The sequence below is a fragment of the Gemmatimonadetes bacterium SCN 70-22 genome, assembly GCA_001724275.1.
Lineage (GTDB): Bacteria > Gemmatimonadota > Gemmatimonadetes > Gemmatimonadales > Gemmatimonadaceae > SCN-70-22.
On sequence record MEDZ01000009.1, the window covers coordinates 179851 to 202321 of the forward strand.

The 22471-nt window shown below is 70.8% G+C and carries 15 protein-coding genes; 8 read left to right on the top strand and 7 right to left on the bottom strand.

All coding sequences use genetic code 11. From position 1 onward, the window contains the following. The first annotated feature begins 19 nt into the window (after window positions 1-19). Entirely contained in the window at window positions 20-2770 is a 2751-nt protein-coding gene (locus tag ABS52_06875; GenBank protein ODT04095.1) for a 2-oxoglutarate dehydrogenase E1 component, read from the top strand. Between the two features lie 219 nt (window positions 2771-2989). Here ABS52_06875 and ABS52_06880 read toward each other — a convergent pair whose 3' ends face one another. Together ABS52_06880 and ABS52_06885 are read right to left on the bottom strand one after the other, a co-directional pair. Then, complete coding sequence (locus ABS52_06880; protein ID ODT04096.1) at window positions 2990-4663, bottom strand: sodium:solute symporter; 1674 nt, start codon at window positions 4661-4663, stop codon at window positions 2990-2992. A 14-nt stretch (window positions 4664-4677) separates the two neighbouring features. Further along, window positions 4678-4866, bottom strand: a complete 189-nt coding sequence (locus ABS52_06885; protein ID ODT04097.1) for a hypothetical protein — start codon at window positions 4864-4866, stop codon at window positions 4678-4680. 237 nt (window positions 4867-5103) lie between these two features. On the opposite strand from ABS52_06885, the gene ABS52_06890 reads away from it, so the two are divergent. The 4 genes from ABS52_06890 to ABS52_06905 all read left to right on the top strand — a co-directional run bounded on the left by ABS52_06890 (window position 5104) and on the right by ABS52_06905 (window position 10867). Continuing rightward, on the top strand, window positions 5104-6402 hold the full coding sequence (locus ABS52_06890) for a hypothetical protein (protein ID ODT04098.1): 1299 nt from the start codon (window positions 5104-5106) through the stop codon (window positions 6400-6402). Between the two features lie 75 nt (window positions 6403-6477). Then, window positions 6478-7272: a hypothetical protein gene (locus ABS52_06895; protein ODT04099.1), complete on the top strand. Its 795-nt coding sequence runs from the start codon at window positions 6478-6480 to the stop codon at window positions 7270-7272. Between the two features lie 33 nt (window positions 7273-7305). Continuing rightward, a complete protein-coding gene (locus ABS52_06900; GenBank protein ID ODT04100.1) occupies window positions 7306-7842 on the top strand; it encodes a hypothetical protein in 537 nt (178 codons plus the stop codon). Between the two features lie 136 nt (window positions 7843-7978). After that, window positions 7979-10867, top strand: coding sequence for a hypothetical protein (locus ABS52_06905; GenBank protein ID ODT04101.1), 2889 nt, complete (start codon window positions 7979-7981; stop codon window positions 10865-10867). 9 nt (window positions 10868-10876) lie between these two features. On the opposite strand, the gene ABS52_06910 is transcribed toward ABS52_06905, so the two are convergent. From ABS52_06910 to ABS52_06920, 3 genes are all read right to left on the bottom strand, one after another. Further along, window positions 10877-12457 (bottom strand): hypothetical protein, encoded by a 1581-nt coding sequence (locus ABS52_06910; protein ODT04143.1) that lies wholly within the window; start codon window positions 12455-12457, stop codon window positions 10877-10879. Between the two features lie 118 nt (window positions 12458-12575). Beyond that, complete coding sequence (locus tag ABS52_06915) at window positions 12576-13796, bottom strand: hypothetical protein (protein ODT04102.1); 1221 nt, start codon at window positions 13794-13796, stop codon at window positions 12576-12578. 109 nt (window positions 13797-13905) lie between these two features. Continuing rightward, window positions 13906-14829 carry a transcriptional regulator gene (locus tag ABS52_06920; protein ODT04103.1) on the bottom strand — a complete coding sequence of 308 codons (924 nt, stop codon included), beginning with the start codon at window positions 14827-14829 and terminating at the stop codon, window positions 13906-13908. A gap of 148 nt (window positions 14830-14977) precedes the next feature. Here ABS52_06920 and ABS52_06925 point away from each other — a divergent pair, with 148 nt between their 5' ends. Both ABS52_06925 and ABS52_06930 read left to right on the top strand, forming a co-directional pair. Further along, entirely contained in the window at window positions 14978-17617 is a 2640-nt protein-coding gene (locus ABS52_06925) for an ATPase (GenBank protein ODT04104.1), read from the top strand. A gap of 73 nt (window positions 17618-17690) precedes the next feature. After that, window positions 17691-18485, top strand: coding sequence for a hypothetical protein (locus ABS52_06930; protein ODT04144.1), 795 nt, complete (start codon window positions 17691-17693; stop codon window positions 18483-18485). A gap of 102 nt (window positions 18486-18587) precedes the next feature. On the opposite strand, the gene ABS52_06935 is transcribed toward ABS52_06930, so the two are convergent. After that, the gene (locus ABS52_06935; protein ID ODT04105.1) at window positions 18588-19946 is read right to left on the bottom strand and encodes an MFS transporter; all 1359 of its coding nucleotides are present in this window, start codon (window positions 19944-19946) and stop codon (window positions 18588-18590) included. A 69-nt stretch (window positions 19947-20015) separates the two neighbouring features. Further along, window positions 20016-21011, bottom strand: coding sequence for an oxidoreductase (locus tag ABS52_06940; GenBank protein ODT04106.1), 996 nt, complete (start codon window positions 21009-21011; stop codon window positions 20016-20018). 245 nt (window positions 21012-21256) lie between these two features. Here ABS52_06940 and ABS52_06945 point away from each other — a divergent pair, with 245 nt between their 5' ends. Further along, the gene (locus ABS52_06945) at window positions 21257-22402 is read left to right on the top strand and encodes a hypothetical protein (GenBank protein ID ODT04145.1); all 1146 of its coding nucleotides are present in this window, start codon (window positions 21257-21259) and stop codon (window positions 22400-22402) included. Window positions 22403-22471 lie beyond the last annotated feature (69 nt).

The following is a 22471-nucleotide window of genomic DNA, read 5'->3' on the forward strand; positions in this document are numbered from 1 at the left end:
TGATTAAATTGCCCGCATCATGTCGAGCGACCCCATTACCGGCGTCTACAACGACGCATACATCGCTGAATTGTACGAGGCTTACCGGCGTGATCCCGCGTCGGTCGAGGCCTCGTGGCGGCAGTATTTCCGCTTTGCCGAGGCGCTTGGCGGCGCCGGCGCGCCCATCGCAACGGCCCCGGTGGCCGTCGCATCGTCGGACCCGGCCTACCTGCGCAAGGTGGCGGGGGCGGCGGCGCTGGCGCAGTCGATTCGCCAGTACGGCCACCTGGCCGTGCGCCTCGACCCGTTAGGCACTCCGCCGCCCGGGGCCATCGAGCTGACCCCGGAGTACCACGGGATCACCGAGGCCGACCTGGCCGAGGTCCCCGCCGCGGCGCTGGGGCTTCCCGGGGCGACGGCGGCCGATGCGACCGCGCGCCTGCGCGGGATCTACTCCTCGCGCCTGGCGCTCGAGCTGGGGCACATCGAGGAGGAGGGCGAGCGGGAGTGGTTCCGCAAGGTCCTCGAGCTGGACGGGCTCGATCTTGCCCTCTCGCCCGACGAGAAGAAGGCGGTGCTCGAGCGGCTGACCCAGGTGGACGGCTTCGAGCGCTTCATCGCGCGCGCCTACGTCAACGTGAAGCGCTTCAGCATCGAGGGGACCGACGCGATGGTCCCGATGCTCGATGCCGCCATCGACCAGGCGTCGCGGCTCGGGACGCGCGAGGTCGTGATCGGGATGGCGCATCGCGGGCGCATCAACGTCCTGGCGCACACCCTCGACAAGCCGTACGCGAAGATCTTCAACGAGTTCGACGGCAAGCACGCCGATCTCGGGAGCAGCGAGACGGGCGACGTGAAGTACCACCTCGGGGCGACGACCGAGAAGCGGTTCGCCGACGGTCGCACGGTGGGGGTCATGCTGGTCCCCAACCCGAGCCATCTCGAGGTGGTGAACCCGGTGCTGATGGGGGTGGCGCGCAGCCGCATTGCCGAGTTGGGGCACGGCGATTCGGCGGTCCTCTCCGTGGCGATCCATGGCGACGCGGCCTTCCCGGGCGAGGGGATCGTGGCCGAGACGCTGAACATGTCCAAGCTGGCCGGCTTCCGGATCGGCGGGACGCTGCACATCATCGCGAACAACCAGGTGGGCTTCACGACCAACCCGTCGGACTCGCGCTCGACGTACTATGCGAGCGACCTGGCCAAGGGGTTCGAGATTCCGATCGTGCACGTGAACGCCGACGATGCCGAGGCGTGCGTGGCCGCGGTGCGGCTGGCGATCATGTACCGCGCGGCGTTCGGGAAGGACTTCCTGATCGACCTGGTGGGGTACCGGCGCTGGGGGCACAACGAGGGCGACGAGCCCACGTACACGCAGCCGGCGCTGTACGCCAAGGTGCGGCAGCACCCGACCCCGCGACAGCTCTGGGCCAAGCGGCTGGTGGGGGAGGGGGTGGTGAGCGCCGACGAGGTGGAGGCGCTCGACAAGCAGCTGCAGGACCGCTTTGACGAGATCCTGGCCGAGTCACGGCGCGAGGTGACGCTGGAGGGCGAGGATCAGGAGCCGCTGAAGCCGACGCCGACGTCGATTCCGGCGGTGGACACGTCGGTGCGCCGGGAGACGCTGGTGGCGCTCAACGAGCGCCTGCTCATCTGGCCGTCCGACTTCACGCCGCACCCGCGCCTGGCCAAGCAGCTGGAGCGCCGGCGCGAGGCACTGGGCGACGCCGGCGGGATCGACTGGGGGCACGCCGAGGCGCTGGCGTTCGCCTCGCTGGTCAGCGAGGGGGTCCACGTCCGGATCACGGGCCAGGACGCCGAACGCGGGACGTTCACCCACCGCCACGCGGTGCTCAACGACGTCAACACGGGCGCGAAGTACGCGCCGCTGCAGCACATCCCCAACGCCCTGGGGCGCTTCGAGATCTACAACTCCCCGCTGAACGAGATGGGGGTGCTGGGCTTCGAGTACGGGATGGCGACGGCCGCGCCGGAGGCGCTCGTGCTGTGGGAGGCGCAGTTCGGCGATTTCGCCAACATGGCGCAGCCGATGATCGACCAGTTCATCGCCGCCGACCGCGCCAAGTGGGGACAGGACTCGGGGGTGGTGCTCCTCCTCCCGCACGGCTACGAGGGGCAGGGGCCCGAGCATTCCTCGGCGCGCCTCGAGCGCTTCTTGCAGCTGTGTGCCGAAGGGAACCTGCGGGTGGCCTATCCCTCCACGTCGGCGCAGTACTTCCACATCCTGCGCCGGCAGGCGCGGCTCGCCATTCGCCGCCCGCTGGTGCTGATGCAGCCCAAGAGCATGTTGCGCCTGGCGGCTGCCACCTCGCACCTCGACGACCTGGCACAGGGGCGCTTCTTCCCGGTGATCGACGACCCGCAGGTCACCCGGCGCGAGGAGGTCACGCGCCTGGTCTTCTGCACCGGGAAGCTCTACTACGAGCTGGTGGCCCGCGATCACCCGTCGCACCTGGCGGTGGTGCGCGTGGAACAGCTCTATCCGTGGCCGCACGAGGATGTCTCGCGCGTGGTCGACCTGTACCCCAACATCGCCGAGATCGTCTGGGCGCAGGAGGAGCCGAAGAACATGGGGGCCTGGAGCTACGTCGCCCCGCGCCTTCGCGCCTCGGCCGGCAACGCGCTGATCATCCGCTACATCGGACGCCCGGAGCGCGCGAGCCCGGCCGAAGGGTACGCCTCGTCGCACGCGGTCGAGCAGGCCCGCATCGTGGGCGACGTGCACGCCCAGCCGATCATTCCGCGGCGGTCCATCGCGAGATAGGACGCGGTCGGACGAGAGGACGATCGGACGAGCAGACGAGCAGACGAGAAGACGAGAGGGGGCCGGCGCGAGCGTGTGCGCCGGCCCCCTCGTCGTGCGGCCTCGCGGTCCCCAGCAGTCCCCAACGGTCCCTGACAGCACCTAACAGCACCTAACAGTACCTAACAGCACCTAACCGTACCTGACAGTACCGAACAGTACCTAGCAGTACCTGCGCGTTCACGCCCGCGGTCCGCGGGTGGCGGCGCTGACCGCCATCCCGGCCACCACCACCGCGACGGCCCCGACCAGGTTGTGCCACAGGAACGAGACCTGGGGGAGCCCGAACGAGACGGCGGCCACGCTCCCCATCCCGGCCAGGAGCCCCACGAAGGCGCCCGTGGCCGTGGCGCGCCGGATCATGGCAAGGATGAAGACGCCCAGGATCGAGCCGTAGAAGAACGAACCGAAGCGGTTCACCACCTCGATCAGCGAGCCTAACGTGGCGGCGTACACCGCCACGATGCAGGCGAAGATCCCCCACACCCCGGTCGCCGCCTTCGAGATCGCGAGATAATGGGCGTCGCTGGCGTCCGGACTCACCCATCGGCGGTAGAAGTCGATGACCGTCGCCGTGGACAGCGAGTTGAGCTCGGCGGCGATGCTCGACATCGCCGCCGCCATCACCGCGGCGATGAAGAAGCCGGCCAGCCCCAGCGGGAGCTGGTCGAGGACGAAGCGCGGCATGATGTAGTTGACGTCGCGCGACGACTCCCCGGTGACTCGCTCGGCGACCGCGAGCGCCTCGGTCCGGACGGCGTTCACCCCGGCCTCGGCGGCCTGGAAGCCCTCCCGCGCCTGGGCCGCCGCCGGCTGGGCCTCGCGCGATGCCGCCAGCGCCCGCGCCGCCTGCGCCCGCGAGGCCACCGCCGTGTCGTAGCGCGCTTGCAGCTGTGCGAACGCCGCCGGCTGCGCCTCGCGCACGCTCCGCTGGTGCGCCGGGTTCCACAGGAGCGGGGGGGGCTGGAAGAGGTAGAAGACGAAGACGAGGATTCCGATGAGGAGGATCAACGCCTGCAGCGGGATCTTCCAGTAGGCGCTCATCAGGAGCGAGCTCCGCGCCTCGGGGACCGACTTGGCCGTCAGGTAGCGTTGCACCTGGCTCTGGTCGGTCCCGAAGTACGAGAGCATCAGGAACGTCCCGCCCAGGACCCCCGACCAGAAGGTGTAGGTCTGCGAAAGGTCGAAGGAAAAGTCGAACGGCTGCATGCGCCCGGCGGCCCCGGCGATGCGCAGCGCCGCATCGGGCGAGACGGGGAGCTTCACGACCAGGACGACGACGATGGCCAGCAGCGAGCCGACGATGATGAACATCTGCTTGACGTCGGCCCAGGTCACCGCCTGCACGCCGCCAATCATCGTGTAGAGCACCGTCGGGATCCCGATGAGTGTCACGCACCACGCGAGCGGCCAGCCGAAGATCGCCGAGAACACCACCGCCGGGGCGGCGATGATCGTCCCGCACGACATGCCGCGCGAGATGAGGAAGAGGAACGACGTCAGCGAGCGCGTCTTGGCATCGAAGCGCCGCTCGAGGTACTCGTAGGCGGTGAAGACCCGGGCGCCGTGCAGGAAGGGGACGAGCGTCACGCCGAGGATGACCATCGCCAGCGGGAGCCCGAAGTAGAACTGCACGAAGCGCATCCCGTCGGTGGCGCCCTGCCCCGTGGTCCCGATGAGCGTCACCGCCGAGAGCTGCGTCGCCATCACCGAGAGCCCGACGGCCCACCAGGGGAGGGAGCGGTTGGCGAGGAAGTACCCCTCGATCCCCTTGGTCGTCCGCGATGCGCGGATGCCATCGACCAGGACGTAGAGGAGATAGGCGATGACGATGACCCAGTTGAGCGGATGCATGTGAGCGCGATCCCTCAGTTGCCGTAGCGGGCCTGGAGCCACCACAGGACGAGCAGCGCGACGACCTGCATGCTCATTACGCGGACGAGGGTGCGCCGGAAGCGCGCCGATCCTTCAGGATCGCTCCCGTCGGAGGCAGGCCCTTCGGGGGCGGGGGGTACGGTCACGGTGCGCTTGGTCGGCAGGTCGTGCGGGTCCGTCATGGGTGCGCCGGTCGGTTGGGAGGTCGGGAAGAGAATGTACCGCCGGGGACAGGGGCAGGCATCCACGCCCCCTCCCTCGTGAGGTGACGCGCGCGTGACGCCGGCGGACCATTCTCAGGGGAGCGCGCGTCGGGTACTCGGTGCCGCGCCGACACCCGCGACCTAGGGTGCAGCCAGATGATGCGATGCGCAACGCGATGATGTTGCGCTCACACCGCCTCCTCCGAGATTGGCACCATGCTCCTCATGCGACTCCTTCTCCTCACGATCGTCTCGCTTACCCTCGGCTGCGGGACCCCTGGCGCCGCCCCATCCCGGCAACTGTCGCGCACGGTCGGCGCCGGCCTCGGCGCCGTCTGCACCGCGCGCGTCGTCGACTCCTCGCTGGCGAGCGTCGACGGCGGAGGAGACGTGTACGTCGAGCCGCAGACCATCTCCCCAGCCCCCGATGGGAGCTATCTGCTGGCTGGCATGCCCAACTACGTCGGCCGTTCGTCGCCCGGACGACCCAAGGTCAGTCAGGTACGCGATAGCGTCTTCGGTGCCATCCGGTCGCGCAGCGGGCGCTGGACCCTTGTCCCCCTCCCTCCTCCCGTGCGCCGATTCGGGGGGGCTCGCGCCACCGCCATTGGCGATGGGCGCTGGGAGGTTGTCTTCGTGCAGCTGGGGGAGCTCCCCACCTCCGGGGACCTCGAACAGGCGCGGGACGCCTGGTACGGCATCGTGACGGCCGACGGATGGGAGCAGCTGGAACGCATCCCCCTCCCGGATAGAATGCTGGCCGACTACCAGAACCCGACGCGCCTGATGCGCTCGGGCGACACGCTGACCTGGGCGTTCCGCATCACGCGCCCCGACGAGGTCTGGCTCCGACCGGTCGGAGTGGTACAGCGCGTCGGTCCACCGCGTCGCGGACACTGGAAGTTCCACTTCATCGACCTCGAGATCATCGCCGTGACGGGGCTCCTCTCGCCCGGCGGCAAGCCGCGCGTGCTCGTGGAACACGAGGCCCGGATGTCCACGGGCGAGATACAGGGCGTCCGCTTCGCCCTCGCGCCCGATCCTGTCGCGGTGGACACCGTGATGGAGCCTACTACGCTGAACCGGTTCAACCGCCAGCTCGATGTCACTCCTGATGGAACCACGTCGCTCACCTGGATGCCGGAGCGGACGGACTCCGTGATGCGGCGCATCAGCATCACGCTCGGCCCAGACGGCGAAGTTCCGGTGTCCAGAACCGTCACCGGCTTCTACCCGCGGGTCAATCGCATCGAAGGACGCCGGGATGACGCCGCGTGGACATTCGTTGCCGACGCGCGCGACAGGCAGAACAACGGACGCCTCGAATTCGTGCGCGTCACCGCCGATACGCAGGTCGTGTTGGCGACGCTTCCCCACCGCTACGTCGGGCTGGCCACCCTGGCCCCGCGTACCAGCAGACTGTTGCAGTTCACCGGCCCCGTGCTCGGCGGAGATTCGAGCGAGGCCCGCATCGCATCGCTGCTCACCACCGTCGACTTCGCATGTCGGGACTGAGTTGATGCAGCACGAGCCTTCGCCGGGACGCACGCACCACCGCTCCCGGCGCACCAAGACGGGAGTCACCCTCCAATGCTTTCCATCATCAGGCGTCTCGCCTGTGTCGTTGCCGCCACCACTGTCGGCGCCGGCTGCAGCGAACGCGCGCCGCTCGCATCGCTCACGATCCCCTCGCCGCGCTCGGCGACCGACCTGCCGCTGGTCATCCCGAGCGGTGACCTGTTGGCCACTCCGCGCCTCGACGGACGAACCATCGTCACCCCGTTCGATTCGAGCCGAATACCCGCCGGTGCCGGATCCTGGAGGCAAGTGACCGCGGACGGTCACACCAGCACGGCCTCCACCTCCGACGACTGGGCCATCATCCGGAACCAGAGGAGTCGCGCCTACTTCACGCAGGGAAACGGTGTCACCGTCGCCGGCGCCGAAGGGAGCATGGATTTCTTCGGAACACACGGGGAAAACCACACCACCATCAGCGTCTCGACGCCGACCGGCTCCCTGCTCAGCGCGTCGAACACGGGGAAGTATTCTCAGCCGCTCCCGTGGTGGAACACCCTGGTGACGCACGCCCTGCTGCCCCTGGCCGGCAATTGCGGCTACAACGCATTGGCCTCGACCAATCACAGGGCATGGCAGTTCATCCTGCTGCCGCCGTTCCACACCGTCGGTGACGCCTACGAGGATTCCCACTCGAGCCCTCTACCGCTCCCGGCCTGCCCGACGGGTATCGACATCACCAACACCGGCGGCGAGGGCGATTCCCGCATCACGGACGCACAGTGGCAGATCTGCTACTGGCTGGTCTGGTACGACTCGAACGGCGTCGAACTGTGGCGCGAGTTCATGTACTGCACCGCACTCTAGTCCCTGCACGCGACTCCCTCCCGAGGTGACATCATGATTCGCCCGACCTTCCATCCGCGCGCCCGCGTCTCCGCCTTGGCCTCCCCCGTGGCCCCCGCGATCGCGACCACCCGCCCGCACGCCATCGCGGCGTCGTGGCTCCGGTTCCTGCTCCCGGCCGTCGCCTTCCTGGTGCCGTTGCAGCTCGCGGCCCAATCCGCGGCGCCGACGCGCACCATCGTCTCCCTCGCGGACTCCCTCCCCATCCCCAACGCCCAGGCGGTCGTCCTCTTCCACGCCCCACCGTCGGGCGACAACGTCATCCTCCTCCCCCGCGCCACGGTCTCGGCCAACGCCCTGGGCGCCGCCCTCAAGGTCCTGCGCAAGCTGGATCGCGAGCACGGTGGCTCCGGCCGGTCGGCGATGATCCCCATCGAGGGAATCCTTCCGCCGCGGAACCAGTCCGCCGCCGAGCGCGCGTCGCTGCGTGCCATCATCGCCGAAGTCGCACAGCAGCCCATGACGCGCGTCGGGTCGCTCGGGATGGGGCAGTGGATGCCGCTCGCGCCGGGCAAGGTCCAGCTGCGCTGAGCGAACGAAGGACGGCCAGTGGCGGCGCTCCGACCAGGAGCGCCACCACCGGCCGCGACGAGGCTGGGAATGGCTGCCCGTCGGCGCCGCGGACTACATTGCCATAGCTCGCGCGTAGCCTATCGCCCTCGTCGCCATGTCGCTCCCGTCGGTCCTCCGCCGTCACGCCGCGCTCGTCGTCCCCTTCGGCGCCTCCCTCGTCGCGCCCTTCGGCGCCTCCCTCGTCGCCCCGTTCCGCGCCTCCCTCCTCGCCAGCGCCATCGCTCGCGCCGCAACCCAGGGGCGGCGCGTGCGCGTCGCCTTGGCTGCCGTTGCCGCGGTCTCGGCAATCGTCGCGGCAGCTCCGCATGCCCTGGCGGCCCAGGACCGCGGCGCCGCCGCACTCGGGCCGCTGGTCGAAGGACTCGGCGTTTCCGCGCGCGTCCTCGTGATCGCGGCACACCCCGATGACGAGGACACCCAACTCATCACCTGGCTGGCCAAGGGGCGACACGTCGAGACGGCCTACCTCTCCCTGACGCGTGGCGACGGCGGACAGAACCTGATCGGCAACGAGCTCGGTGAGGCGCTGGGAGCCATCCGCACCGAGGAACTCCTCGCGGCCCGGCGTCTCGACGGGGGGCAGCAGTACTTCACCCGCGCCTTCGACTTCGGCTTCTCCAAGAACGCCGAGGAAACGCTGACCCAGTGGCCGCGCGACTCCATCCTGCGCGACGTGGTCACCGTGGTGCGCCAGTTCCGCCCGCACGTGATCGTCGCCGTCTTCTCGGGGACACCGGCCGACGGCCACGGGCACCATCAGGTGTCGGGGATCTTCGCCCGCGAGGCGTACGACGCCTCGGGCGACACGGTGCGATTCCCCCGTTCGGCGACCGCCGGACATGGACCGTGGACGGTGTCCAAGTTCTATCGCAGTGCCCTGTTCCGGAACCAGGATCGGGCCACGCTCCGCATCAACGTGGGCGAGTACGACCCGGTGCTCGGGCGCTCCTACAGCGAGATCGCCAGCGACTCGCGTTCCCAGCACAAGTCGCAGGCAATGGGGGCGTTGCAGCTGAAAGGGGTCCGCTACGACCTGCTGCTGCGCGAGGCGTCGCGCGCGGCCGGCGCTCCGGTCGATGCCACCAGGGAACACGGGCTCTTCGACGGGATCGACACCACCTGGGCGCGCTTTGCACCGCAGATGAGGTCGGCATCGCAGCGCTCGGCGCTCGATTCCCTCCCCGGGGCCTTTGCGAGGGCGCGCGAGACGCTCGATCTCGTGCACCCGGCGCGTACGCTCCCCGCACTCCTGGACGTGGCGCGCCTCCTGCGCGCACTCTGCCCGCCCCCTTCCATGTCGCCGTGCCTTCGCGCTCCCGTCGGCGCCCCCGGCGACGTGCCGCACCTGCGCGAGCGCTTCGCGGCCGGCGACGCCGCGGTCCAGCCGCTCGCCGATCACGGCGACCTGGCCCAGGCCTGGGCGCAGGCCCTTGCGCGCACCGACCGCGCCATCGCCCTCGCCGCGGGCATCGCCGTGGAGGCCACCGCCCCGCGCGAAGTCTGGGCGGTTGGCGAAAGCGCCCCGGTCGTGGTGCGTGTGTACAACCGGGGGCGCCGAGCGGTGACCATACGGCACGAGGAGGCAGTGGCCGAAGGGACGGAGGCGCCGAGCGTCTGGCGGCGACAGGACGTGACCCTTGGGGCCGACAGCGCGGCCACCGATACCATCGAGGTGCCGCTGGCGTCGGTGACGCAACCGTGGTGGCTGGCGGCGCCGCGCCGCGGAGCGATGTTCACCCCGCGCGTGACCGGGCGCTCCGAGGGGTCGCGCCGGGGCGCGGCCGTGGTGCGGCTGCAACTGGTCCTCGCCGACTCCCTGGTGCACGGCATCGAGGTGCCGGTCGTGTACCGCTACGCCGATCCCATCAGGGGAGAGCTCCAGCGCCCCATCGCCGCCGCACCGGCGGTCACCGTCTCCCTCGACGCGGCCGTGGCCTATGCGCCGGCCAACCAGCCCATCGCACGCGCCATCCGCGTCTTCGTCCGGTCCCACGCATCGGAGGCGCGCGAGGTCACGGTGCGCTTGCAGCTCCCGGCGGGGCTGGCGGCCGACAGCGCCCAGCGGGTGGTGCAGCTCCCGGCCAATGCACGCCCCCCCGCCCCGAGCGGCCCCGGGGCGGCGTTCGGGATGGGGGGAGCAGCCCCGCCGGAGGTCGTGCGCGTCGCCACCTTCAACGTGAGCGGGCGCCTGGCACCGGGCCGGCATGTCATCGCCGCCGTCGCCGCAAGCGGGGGCGAGTCGTTCACCACCGGCTACGCCGCCGTCGCGTACGACCACATCCGCACCCAGCGGCTCTATCGCCCCGCCACGTTAGGCATCGAGGCGGTCGATGCGCAGGTCCCGCGCGGGCTGGCCATTGCCTACATCCCCGGCGTCGGCGACAACGTCGCCCCGATGCTGGAGCAGCTGGGGGTGAACGTCACGGTCCTCGACCCGGTGGCGATCTCGCGCACCGACCTCTCCCGCTTCGGCGCGGTGGTCGTCGGGACGCGCGCCTACGAGGCGAGCGACGAACTGGTGGCCAGCAACGCGCGACTCCTCGACTATGCGAAGGGGGGCGGGACCCTCGTCGTGCAGTACGGGCAGTACGAAATGACGCGCCCGGGGATGATGCCGTACCCCATCACCCTCGCGCGCCCCGCCGACCGCGTGACGGTGGAAGGGGCGCCGGTGACGATCCTCGACCCGGCGTCGCCGGTCCTCGCCTCGCCCAACCGGATCACCACCCGCGACTTCGACGGGTGGATCCAGGACCGCTCGCTGTACATGCCGCGCACGTTCGACCCGGCGTACACCCCGGTCCTGGAGATGAACGACCCGGGCGAGACGCCCAACCGGGGGGCGATCCTGGTGGCCCCCTACGGCAAGGGGACCTACGTGTACACGACGCTGGCCTTCTTCCGGCAGCTGCCCGATGGCAACCCCGGCGCGGCTCGCCTCATGCTCAACCTCCTCGCGGCGCGCGCTGGCGTGCAGCCGTAGGGAGGGGCGTCAGCGGCACGCCGGGGGCGGGGCAAGGCTCTCGTCCCGCCCGATGGGGCGCACGTCCAGGTACTGCACGCGTGCCGGGGTGGTGGGGGCCAGGGTGATGGCGATGCGCAGGTCGCCCGTGGCGCACCGCAGGCGCCAGCTCCCGCGCAACGCGTTCTCGGCGACGAACACCCCCTCGGGGGCGCAGCGGTCCCCCGCCTGCAGTCGCACGCGCTCGATCGCCGCGCGGCGCCGCACCTTGGACTCGTCGCGGTAGAGGTTCATCGCCGCGACGCTGTCGGCCAGGGCGTCGTCCCACCGGTTCACGAGGCGGGTGACCTGGTGTTGCATCTGCACGAGGACCGGGGCGGGTTGCGGCTGGCGGGGCTCCAGCCCGCCGGTCCCGGCCAGCAGCTCCAGCGCCTGCTCGGCCACGTTCCCCCACCCCGTGTACGTCAGGTTCCCCATCGCCACGATCCCGACGCCGTGGTCCGGGAGCCAGCGCATCAGCGAGCCGAAGCCGGGGAGCCCCCCGGTGTGCGAGACCGAGCTCCGGAAGCGGCACGTCTGCCGCACCCCGAGCCCGTAGCCGTACCCGCCGGCGCTGAGGAAGACCGCCCCGGCCGAATCCTTCCCCGCGAAGGCGCCGTTGAAGCGCCATACCTGTTGCATCTCACGGCGCGAGGCGCGGCCGAGCACGCCCCCCTCCTCGCCGTCGCGCGGCGGCCAGGCGTCGAGCATGAAGCCGACCCACCGCCCGAGGTCGGCGGCCGAGGTGAGCATCCCCCCCATCGCCCCGAAGGCGCCGTCGGGGAGCTGCCCCTCCTCGAGCCACGCCCCATCCTGCCGCCGGTATCCGTGCGCCAGCCGTGCCGCCGGGACCGACGACGCCTCCAGCGTCGTCACCGTCATGCCTAACGGGACGAGGACCCGTTCCCGGACGTACCGGGCATACGGCATCCCCGACACCCGGGCAACGATGCGCCCGAGGATGGCGAAGCCGAAGTTGGAGTACTCGTAGGCCGTCCCCGGCGCCGTGGAGAAGGGGATCCCGGCGCGCATCATCTGCGCCATCTCGTCGTCGGTCGCCGCCAGCTGCTGGTCGCCCCATGGGTTGTCCTCGGGGAACCCCTCGGAATGCGACAACAGGTGGCGAATCGTGATCCTCGGCGAGTCGGTGGTGGGGGAGCGCAGCGTCGCCAGCTCGGGGATGTAGCGCTCGACGGGATCGTCGAGCGACAACTGTCCGGCATCGCGCAGCTGGAGGATGGCCGCCGCGGTGAAGCTCTTGGTCATCGAGGCGATCCGGAACACCGTCGCGGTGTCCACCGGCGCCTGCGCCGACACGTCGCGCACCCCGGAGACGCCCACGTGCGCCAACTGGCCGTCGATCACGATCCCGTAGGCGATGCCCGGGACGTTGGACCGCTGCGCGAAGTCCCGCATCAGCCGGTCGATAGCCGGAAAGGCGGAGCGCAGCCTGGCGGCGCGCTGCGGGTCGGTGAAGGCGGGGGGCGGGGCGACGCTGGCATCGCGCCCCCCCTGCGCCCCGGCGCCGGCAGCCGCAAGGAGGATCGGGGCGGCGAAGAACAGACGGCGAATGGACATGGGCATGGCGGGTCCCGGGTGGCGAGGGGTGACACGCGGATGTCGCGGCGGAGGCACGATAGCGCGCGGCGATGCGTCGTGCCATCGCCGCGGGCGCTGGGTCGTGGCCTGCCTACTGCGCCGCAGCCTCCCCGGGCGCGTCCTCCGCCGTCCACGGCCCCAGCTGCGGGGCATCGGGGAGCGACGGCGCCTCGAACTGCGGTGGCGGGGTCCGCAGGATCAACCCGGGGATGAGCGTGTTGACGAGCGTGTAGACGACGAGCGTCCCGTACAGCTCGCTCGACAGGGCGAACTGGTCGCGGAGGATGCTCCCGATCACCAGGGTGAAGACCAGCGTCGGGACGATGGACAGCGCGACGCGGCGCCCCTCGTGCCACTCCTCGCCCAGCGCCAGCCGCCGGTGCAGGGCGACCGTGAACACCTTGAGCGGGACGAGGACCGCCACCAGCCCCAGCCCTAACGAGACGGAATACGGGGTGAAGAACTCGCGCTCGAGCGACACCCCGGCCTTGAAGAAATAGAAGGGGATGAAGAACGAGGCGAACAGCTCGACCCCCGCCAGCAGCCGCTCCGAGCTCAGTGCCGGAAGCTCGGCGCGCAGCCGCACCGCCGACAGCCCGGCCACGAACGCTCCCACCAGGTAGTACACGCCCAGCCGCCGCGTGATGAAGGCGCAGACGAGGGCGACGAGGATCAGGAAGGTGAACTCGGTGCGCGGCGCGTACGGCTCGATGACCTTGAAGAAGACGCGGTACAGCAGCGGCAGCACGGCGACCATGGCGACGAGCACCAGGGTGGAGATGCCGAGGTTCTGTGCGCTGGTGGATTGCACGAGGACGAAGAGGATGGCGAGCGCGACCAGCTCCGTCCCGATCGCCATCGACTTCACCCAGAACTCGCCTTGCGTCCCGAGCTTGAAGCTCGGGAGCGAATCGAGGATGAAGCCGGTCGATGGGGTGAGGAGCGCCAGGGCGAAGAGCGCCGCCGTGCGCGGGGCCAGCCCCAGGGCGACCGACGAGATCCACGTCCCGATCGCGATGAAGACCAGCTGGATCGCGATGTGCTGGACCAGGACGCCCACGCCCTTGCGCAACTCGCTGAAATCGACCTCGAGGCCCGCGAAGAGGAAGAGCGCGACGATCCCCAGCGTCGAGAAGAGCTGGACGGTGGCGTCGCCGTGGAAGAGGTCGAACTTCATCCCCGCCACGGCGCCGAGGGCGACGGCGGTGATGGCGGCCGGGAGGCGGAAGCGCTGCAGGATCCGGGGGACGATGAACAGCCCCATGACGAGGATGCCATACAGGACCTCGGGCGAAATGTTCTCCATCAGCATCCTCCGTCGAGGTCCTGTCGATCGTCGTACGCCGCACACCCCACCCTGACCGTCGTCGCATCTTAGGCAGCCGATCGAACGTGGGCTACCGGTTCGCCCGGCGGAATCGCTATCCGGCGCCCCGCGTGGCCGGCGATCCCCCAACCGGCCAGAGCCAGGCCGCACCGCGCACTCCGCTCGAATCGCCGTGGCGGTTCCGCACCACGCGAGTCGCCACCGTGTCGGAGAAGACGTGGCGCGGGAGCTCCGCGGACACCGCCTCGGCGAGCCCCTGCACGTTCGACATCCCCCCGCCCAGCACGACGACGTCGGGATCGACGATGTTGATGACGGAGGCGAGCGCGCGGGCCAGGCGATCGACGTAGCGCGCGAACGATGCCTGGGCGGCGGCGCTCCCGTCCACGGCCGCACGGACGATCTCGGCGGGTGCGCGCGTCTCTCCCGTGTGGCGCTGGTGGTCGCGCGCGAACCCCGGCCCCGAGAGCCACGTCTCGATGCACCCTTGCTTGCCGCAGTAGCAGGCGGGGCCCGGGTACTCGTCAGGCGCAATCCAGGGCAGCGGGTTGTGTCCCCATTCGCCCGCGATGCGATTGGCGCCCACCAGGCACTCGCCGTTCACCACGATCCCGCCCCCTACCCCGGTCCCGAGGATCACGCCGAAGGCGACCGGTGCCCCGGCCGCGGCACCGTCGGTGGCTTCGGAGAGGGCGAAGCAGTTGGCGTCGTTCATCAGGCGCACCGGGCGCCCGAGCGCGCGCGCCAGGTCGTCCCCCAGCGGGCGGCCGATGAGCCAGGTGGAGTTGGCGTTCTTCACCAGCCCGGTCCCGGGGACGACGGCCCCGGGGATCCCGACCCCGACCGTCCCCGGCTGCGCGGCGGTCGCCTCCACCTCCCCGACCAGCCGCCCGATGGCCGCCACCGTCGCGTCGTAGCTTCGCGGGGTCGCGATGCGCCGCCGGACGACGACCTCGCCGGCGTCGGAGAGGGCGATGGTTTCGATCTTGGTGCCGCCGAGGTCGATCCCGATGCGCATGCCGTGGTTGGTGGAGGCGCCGGAAGTTGCGGCCGCGCATGACACGAGGCCAGCGTTTCCCCCCTAGCCGAGCGCTGGCGGGGCGCGGTTGATTGCATGTGGGATTGCGCCCCCCTCGGGGGGACGCCGCACCCCATGGGGGCGATCGATGCACGACGTGGGGCAACGGATGCCGTGGCATGCCCAGCCCGCGAGCGCGGTGGCCGCTGGATGGGAGGTCGATGCGTCGGTGGGATTGGCGCGGGTCGAGGCGACGCGGCGCCTGGCGCGCTACGGCCACAACCGGATTCGCGAGGCGACGCGGCGCTCGGTGCTGCGGATGATCGTCGACCAGGTGGCCGACATGATGATCATCGTCCTCGTGGCCGCTGCCGTCATCGCCGGGGCGGTGGGCGAGCCGGCCGATGCGATCGCGATCGTTGCCATCGTCGTCCTCAACGCGGTCCTCGGCTTCCTGCAAGAATACCGGGCCGATCGCGCCATGCGGGCGCTGCAGGCGCTCGCCGCCCCCACCGCGCGCGTGCGCCGCGACGGGACGATGGTGACGATCCCGGCCGCCGAGGTGGTGCCGGGAGACGTGATCGTCCTCGAAGCCGGCATGATCGTCCCGGCCGACGTGCGCCTGACGAGCGCCTGGCACCTGCGCCTGGACGAGTCGGCGCTGACCGGCGAATCGCACCCGGTGGAGAAGGGGGTCGCACCGCCGGTGGACGCCGAGGCGGCGATCGGCGATCGGCGCACCATGGGCCACAAGGGGACGGTGGTGGCATTCGGGCGTGGGGAGGGGATTTGTGTCGCGACGGGGATGGCGACGGAGCTCGGGCGCGTCGCGGCGCTGCTCGGCGAGGCGGACGAGCTCCGCACCCCGTTGCAGCAGCGGCTGCAACGCTTCGCGACGCAGCTCGGCCTGGTGGTGCTGGCGCTGTGCGCGGCCATCTTCGCGATCGGGCTGCTGCGCGGTGAGCCGCCGCTCCTGATGTTCCTGACGGCGCTGAGCCTGGCGGTGGCGGCCATGCCGGAGGCGCTCCCGGCGGTGGTGACCGTGTCGCTGGCACTCGGCGCGCGTCGCATGGCGGGCCGGCACGCCCTGGTGCGACGGCTCCCGGCGGTGGAGACGCTGGGGTCGGTGACGTACATCTGCGCCGACAAGACGGGGACGCTGACGCAGAACCGGATGGCCGTGCGCGTGTGGCGCGAGGCGCCGGCGGCGACGACGGCGGCGGTCCCCACGCCGCCCCGCGCGCTGCTCGAGGCGATGGCGCTCAACTCCGACGTGGCCACCAGCCGCGAGGGGGGGCATCACGGCGACCCCACCGAGGTGGCCCTGCTGGAGTTCGCGCAGCGCCACGGCGTGGACTCGGCGGCACTGCGGCAGCGCCATCGGCGCCTGGGCGAGCTCCCGTTCTCGTCCGAGCGCGGACGCATGACGACGGTGCACGACGATGGGCGCGGCGGGGCGATGGTCCTGATGAAGGGGGCGCCCGAGCGGGTGGCGGCATGCTGCAGCCGGGTGCTGGCCGGGGGGGAAGCCGCACCGTTGCGTCTGGCGGACGTGATCGCGGCGGCCGACGAGATGGCCCGGGACGGATTGCGCGTCATGGCCTATGCCCGGCGCGACGATGCGGTGCGAAGCACGCACGCGCTGTCCGAGGCCGACGAGCGCGACTTCACGTGCCTGGGGCTGGTGGGGATTGCCGATCCCCTGCGCCCCGAGGCGTCGGCGGCGGTGCAGGAGTGCCGCGCTGCCGGCATCCACGTGGTGATGATCACCGGCGATCACCGCGCCACCGCCGAGGCCATCGCCCGCGAGCTGGGCATCGCCGGCGGGGCGGCAGCCGCGAGCCTCACGGGCGCGGCGCTGGCCCGGCTGGACGACGACACGCTGGTGGAGAAGGCGGGCGACGTGCGCGTCTACGCGCGCGTGGCCCCGGAGCAGAAGATCCGCATCGTGCGCGCGTTGCAGGCACGCGGCGAGTTCGTCGCGATGACCGGCGACGGCGTCAACGATGCGCCCGCCCTGCGGCAGGCGGAGATCGGGATCGCCATGGGGCGCGTCGGGACCGACGTCGCGCGAGAGGCGGCCGACATGGTCCTCACCGACGACAACTTCGCTTCCATCGTCGCCGCCGTGCGCGAGGGGCGGCGCATCTACGACAACATCCGCAAGTTCATCCGCTACATCCTGACGGGGAACTCCGCCGAGATCTGGCTCCTCTTCCTCGCGCCGCTGGTGATGCTCCCGCTCCCCCTGCTCCCCATCCACATCCTCTGGGTCAACCTCGTCACCGACGGCCTCCCGGGCGTGGCCCTCGCGCTGGAGGGCGCCGAGCGCGACGTGATGCGGCGCCCGCCGCGCGCGCCCGACGAGAGCGTCTTCGCGCACGGGCTGTGGCAGCATGCGCTCTGGGTGGGGTTCCTGATGGGGGGGGTGGCGCTGGGGGCACAGGCGTGGGGCGTGCGCACCGGCGGGCACTGGCAGAGCATGACGTTCACGGTGCTCGCGCTCTCGCAGCTGGGGCACGCGCTGGCGGTCCGGTCGGAGCGCGAGTCGTTCCTTTCCTTGGGGCTCGCGGGCAATCCGGTGCTCGCGATCACCGTGCTCGCCACGGTGACGTTGCAGCTGGCGACGCTGTACGTCCCGGCGCTGACACGGGTCTTCCGGACGGCCCCGCTGGACGCGGGCGAGCTGGCCCTCTGCCTCGTCCTCTCGACGATGGTCTTCGTGGCGGTGGAGATCGAGAAGGCGTTCCTGCGGCGTGGCTTCCGCTATGGCCGGCGTGGGCGGTAGCGGCGCACGCGGCGGGGCTGGCGTCGGCGCCCGGCCGCTGGCCACCTTTCGGGACCGCCGCCCCCTCCCCGTCATGACCGTCCGTCGCGCTTCCTCTCCCGCCTTCGCCGCCGCCGCCGCCCTGCTGGCCACGGTGTCCGTCTCCGCCTGCGACAACGCGCGCAGCGAGGCGCTCGACGCCCCGTTCGAGGTGGTCGCCGAGTTCCCGCACGACACCGGGGCGTACACGCAGGGGCTCGTGTGGGCCGACAGCGTCCTGTACGAGAGCACGGGGCGCTATGGCGATTCCGAGGTGCGCCGCGTCGACCTCCGCACGGGGAAGGTCCTCGCCTCGGCCCCGCTGGCGCACGACCGCTTCGGCGAGGGGCTCGCCCTGCTGGGGGGGCGCCTGTACCAGCTCACGTGGGAGTCGAAGGTCGCCTACGTGTACGACGCCGCCACCCTCGCGCTCGTCGACTCGCTCCCCTACGAGGGCGAGGGGTGGGGACTCGCGACCGACGGGACCTCGCTCATCATGAGCGACGGCTCCGATTCGCTGCGCTACCTCACCCCCGCCACCTTCGCCACCGAGCGCGTGGTGAAGGTGCGCTACCAGGACTCGCCGCTCTCCAAGCTCAATGAGCTCGAGTACGTGAACGGCGAGCTGCTGGCCAACGTGTACGAGTCCGACTGGGTGGCGCGCATCGACCCGTCCACCGGGGAGGTGCGCGAGCTGGTGGACTTCGCCGCGCTGTGGCCCAGGGGGGAGCGGCCGTACGGCACCGACGTGATGAACGGGATCGCCCGCGCCCCGGCGCCGGGCGAGTTGCTCCTGACGGGGAAGCTCTGGCCCACGATGTACTCCGTTCGACTCAAGCGGGCCAAGTAGGGCGTCGCGACCGGCGAGTCGGTCGCCGGTCACCCCGGCCGCCGTGGCACTCTCCCGCCACGGCGGTGACTTCGTCACGCTCCCGCCGCGGCGGTCACCCCGTCAATCTCCCGCCGGCGCGCTGCCGCGCACGCCCGCGGTCGCCCCTCGCTCGCGCACCGCATACTGCCGCCCCAGCCATACCGTCAGCAGCAACCAGAGCGCCGAGAACGGGACCATGGTGAAGGCCAGCCCGGAGGCGGTGAGGCCGAAGACGGCCATCCCGGCGTACGACCACGCCCCCACCTGGTCGCCGACGCGGTACACGAAGGTGTCGGTGAAGTTCTTCGCCTTGTACTTGTCGGTGCGCGGAACCACGGTGAAGAGCGCCTCACGGGCCGGGCGCTGGATGGCGAAGTTCCCCGCGCGCCGCGCCACCTGGAAGACGACGAGGACCGAGAGGACGGGGGCGATCCCGAGGATCCCGAAGCCGACGAGCGTCAGGAGCGGGAGGAAGGCGAGCGCGACCCCCACGCCCAGCCACTTCATCACGCGGCCGGTCAGGAAGAGCTGGGCGATGAGCGTCAGCGCGTTGGTGATCAGGTCCATGTTGGCGAAGACGCGCGTCCGCTCGTCGCGGTTGTCGCCGAACGCCGCCGCCACGATGTCGGCCTGCTGGAAGTACAGGAAGGTGGACGAGATGGTGTAGAAGAGGATGAGCGTCGCGATGCCGAAGAGGTACGGCGACGAGAAGACGTGCCGGATCCCGTCCAGGATCCCGCCGCCGATCACGTCCTTCGACGCGTCGCGCCCGGCATCGGGGGGGTGGTCGCCCTCGGCCATCGCCGCGGCGCGCATCGCCCCCTCGTGCCGGTCGAGGACGCGCGCCGCCTGCACGGCCAGCTCGAGGATGGCCGCCGACACCAGCATCAGCCCCACCCGCCCCACCACGTCGACGAGCGACGAGGTGATGGTGGCGCCGAGCATCGCGCCTAACGTCCCGCCCACCGCGACGAAACCGAACAGGCGCTTCCCCTGGCCGGGGCGGAACAGGTCGGTCACCAGCGACCAGAAGACCGAGACGACGAAGAGGTTGAAGACGCTGGTCCAGATGAAGAAGGCGCGCCCCGCCCAGACCGCCTGCGCGGGGTCGGCGCTGCGGAAGTAGAGGAAGAAGGCGACGAGGTTGAGGGCGAAGAAGCGATACGCCCACGTGACGAACCGCCGCCGCGTGAGGCGGCCCACGATGGCGGTGTACAGCGGGTGCACCAGGAGCATCCCCGCCAGCGTCCCGGTGAAGAGCCAGGCCAGGTTCTCCGCGCCGCTCGCCGCTCCGATGTCGTCGCGGATGGGGCGGATGACGTAGTAGGCGCACAGCACCAGGAAGTAGTACGCGGTGGACCAGAGCAGGACCGCCCCTTCCCCTTCGCGCGCCCCTATCGCCCCCCGCAACCGCAAGGACAGCCCGTTCGATGTCGTCATGGAATGTGCCTGGTGCTCGTCAGGCTCCCGGTCACGGGAGGATGAGGGGGTGGCCCCGGCCGGCCGCGCCTAACGCGGACGCGCCGGCGCCGGGGGGAGGGCGTCGACGAAGTCGGCGAGCGCCTTGCGCTGCGCCGGGGTCGGGAGCCGCCCCACGCCACCGCCGATGTTGTCGATCATGTGTCGCGCCTGGCTGGTGGCCGGCGTGACGGCGGTGATGGCCGGGTGCGAGACGACCCACTTGAGCAGGAGCTGCGCCCACGTCTTCGCGTCCACCTCGGCGGCCCAGTCGGGGAGCGGGCGGTCGCCGATGCGGCGGAAGAGCGAGGTGCGGCCGAAGGGGGCGTAGGCCAGGACGGCGATCTTGCGCTCCTGCGCCAGGGGGAGGATCACCTCCTCCACCTGCCGGTTGTCGGCCGCGTAGTCGATCCCGATGAAGTCGAGCGGCTCGCGCTTCATCACCTCGATGAGTCCGGGATACTGCGGCTCGAAGGTGGTGGTCACGCCGATGTAGCGCACGCGCCCGTCCTTCTTGTAGCCCTCGAGGACCGCCAGGTGCGTGGGGACGTCGGACATGTTGTGCACCTGGATCAGGTCGATCATCGGGCGCTTGAGGCGCGCGAACGACTGCTCCACCTGCGCGCGCGCCGCCTCGGGGTCGGCCTTGCCCCCCGAGCCGCGCCCGGCGGCGTTGAGCTTGGTGGCCCAGAACATCCTGCCGGCGATCCCGAGCTCATTCACGATCTCCCCCGCCACCTGCTCGGAGACGCCGTATCCCGGCGCCGTGTCGAAGAGCGTGGCGCCGCGCTCCACCATCGCCTTGAAGACCTCCTTGAGCGCGGTGATCTCCTCGCTGCGGGCGACGGAAGCGAAGGTCGCCGAGCTCCCCAGCCCGATGACCGGGAGCATCTCGCCGGTGGAGGGGATGGCCTTCTTGAGGAGGCTGTCCTGCGCGATGAGCGCGCCGGGGCCGAAGTGCTGCAGGGCCCGCAGGAGGCCCGGGGAGAGGGCGAGGGCGGCGCCGCCGCCGGCGGCAGAACGGATCCAGGCGCGACGGTTCAGCATGGACGGTCTCCCGTGAGTGGACGACCGCTGGTGCGGTCCGGGATGGAGCGAGAGGGAACGGCCGAAAGCTACGCACGAGGTGCGTGGGGCGCTGCGGGAGCGCCCGAACACGTCCCTCCATCGCATGTTGCTCCCTCCTCCCGTGGGGCGTAGAATCGCCCACCATGAGCCTCCAGGTTCCCGCCATCCGACCGCTGAACCCGCAGAGCCCGCGGAGTCGCCCGCTCGTCCGCTCGTCGTCTCGTCTGCTCGTCCTCTTCCATGCCGGTGCGCTTCTCCTGGCAACGTTCGAGTTCCTGAACGTCTGGTTCATCATGCCGCTCCCCGGGAGCCAGCGGATGCGCAGCATCGACGTCGCCTATGCGCTCTACCAATGGCGCTGGCCGCTGCGCCTCGCCTTCGGCGTGTTGCTCCTGGCGGGACTTCCGGCGGCGTTTCGGGCGACAGGGTGGAGGCGCTGGCTCGCGCCGGCGGCGCTCCTGGTGGTGGGGGGCGTGACCTACGTGACGAACTTCGTGATGGCCGCCGACCGGATGTTCCGGCAGCCGACGGTCGTCACCATGCTCCCGGCCGCCAGCAACAAAGTCCCCGGCGACCGGCTGGTGGTGGGCGTCGAGGTGAACGGCGAGGCGCGGGCGTATCCGCTGATGTTCATCGGCTACCATCACCAGGTGCGTGACACCGTCGGCGGCCGCGACGTGCTGGTGAGCTATTGCACCGTCTGCCGCACCGGGCGCGTCTTCTCGCCCCTCGTCGACGGCAAGAACGAGCGGTTCCGCCTGGTCGGGATGGACCACTGGAATGCGATGTTCGAGGACCGCGAGACGGGGAGCTGGTGGCGTCAGGCCAACGGCGAGGCGGTGACGGGGAGCCGAAAGGGGATGACGCTCGAGGAGATCCCATCGCTGCAGGTGACGCTCGACCAGTGGTTCGCCTTGCACCCGGCGAGCCTCGTCATGCAGGGGGACCCCGCGTTCGCCGACGAGTACGCGAAGGATTACTCGTTCGAGAACGGGACGAGCCGCAAGTCGCTGACGGGCACCGACACGACCTCCTGGGGCGAGAAGTCGTGGGTGGTGGGAATTGTGGCTGGCGGAAAGTCACGTGCGTACGACTGGAACCGCCTGCGGCGCGAGCGCGTGATCAACGACGTGCTCGGCGGGGTGCCGATCGTGCTGGTGCTCGCCTCCGACTCCGCGTCGTTCTATGCCTACATCCGCCCCGACTCGGCGACGCGGTTCGCGCTTCGGGGCGACTCGATCGTGAGCGGCGACGTGGCGTATGCATTCACCGGCGGACGCGGACCTGCTTCCTCGCTCCCCGCGATTCCGGCCAGCCAGGAGTTCTGGCACAGCTGGCGGACGTTTCAGCCTTCGACGGGGAGGTACTAGGGGAGGAGGGGCGACGGTGGGGGGAGTCTGACTCGGACGGGGGATGGTGCAGCGGGAGTTTGACACGGA

Excerpts from the sequence above, each read along its gene's own strand:
- ABS52_06875 (ODT04095.1), top strand. The coding sequence starts at position 20 with ATGTCGAGCGACCCCATTACCGGCGTCTACAACGACGCATACATCGCT.
- ABS52_06880 (ODT04096.1), bottom strand. The coding sequence starts at position 4,663 with ATGCATCCGCTCAACTGGGTCATCGTCATCGCCTATCTCCTCTACGTC.
- ABS52_06885 (ODT04097.1), bottom strand. The coding sequence starts at position 4,866 with ATGACGGACCCGCACGACCTGCCGACCAAGCGCACCGTGACCGTACCC.
- ABS52_06890 (ODT04098.1), top strand. The coding sequence starts at position 5,104 with ATGCTCCTCATGCGACTCCTTCTCCTCACGATCGTCTCGCTTACCCTC.
- ABS52_06895 (ODT04099.1), top strand. The coding sequence starts at position 6,478 with ATGCTTTCCATCATCAGGCGTCTCGCCTGTGTCGTTGCCGCCACCACT.
- ABS52_06900 (ODT04100.1), top strand. The coding sequence starts at position 7,306 with ATGATTCGCCCGACCTTCCATCCGCGCGCCCGCGTCTCCGCCTTGGCC.
- ABS52_06905 (ODT04101.1), top strand. The coding sequence starts at position 7,979 with ATGTCGCTCCCGTCGGTCCTCCGCCGTCACGCCGCGCTCGTCGTCCCC.
- ABS52_06915 (ODT04102.1), bottom strand. The coding sequence starts at position 13,796 with ATGCTGATGGAGAACATTTCGCCCGAGGTCCTGTATGGCATCCTCGTC.
- ABS52_06920 (ODT04103.1), bottom strand. The coding sequence starts at position 14,829 with ATGCGCATCGGGATCGACCTCGGCGGCACCAAGATCGAAACCATCGCC.
- ABS52_06925 (ODT04104.1), top strand. The coding sequence starts at position 14,978 with ATGCACGACGTGGGGCAACGGATGCCGTGGCATGCCCAGCCCGCGAGC.
- ABS52_06930 (ODT04144.1), top strand. The coding sequence starts at position 17,691 with ATGACCGTCCGTCGCGCTTCCTCTCCCGCCTTCGCCGCCGCCGCCGCC.
- ABS52_06935 (ODT04105.1), bottom strand. The coding sequence starts at position 19,946 with ATGACGACATCGAACGGGCTGTCCTTGCGGTTGCGGGGGGCGATAGGG.
- ABS52_06940 (ODT04106.1), bottom strand. The coding sequence starts at position 21,011 with ATGCTGAACCGTCGCGCCTGGATCCGTTCTGCCGCCGGCGGCGGCGCC.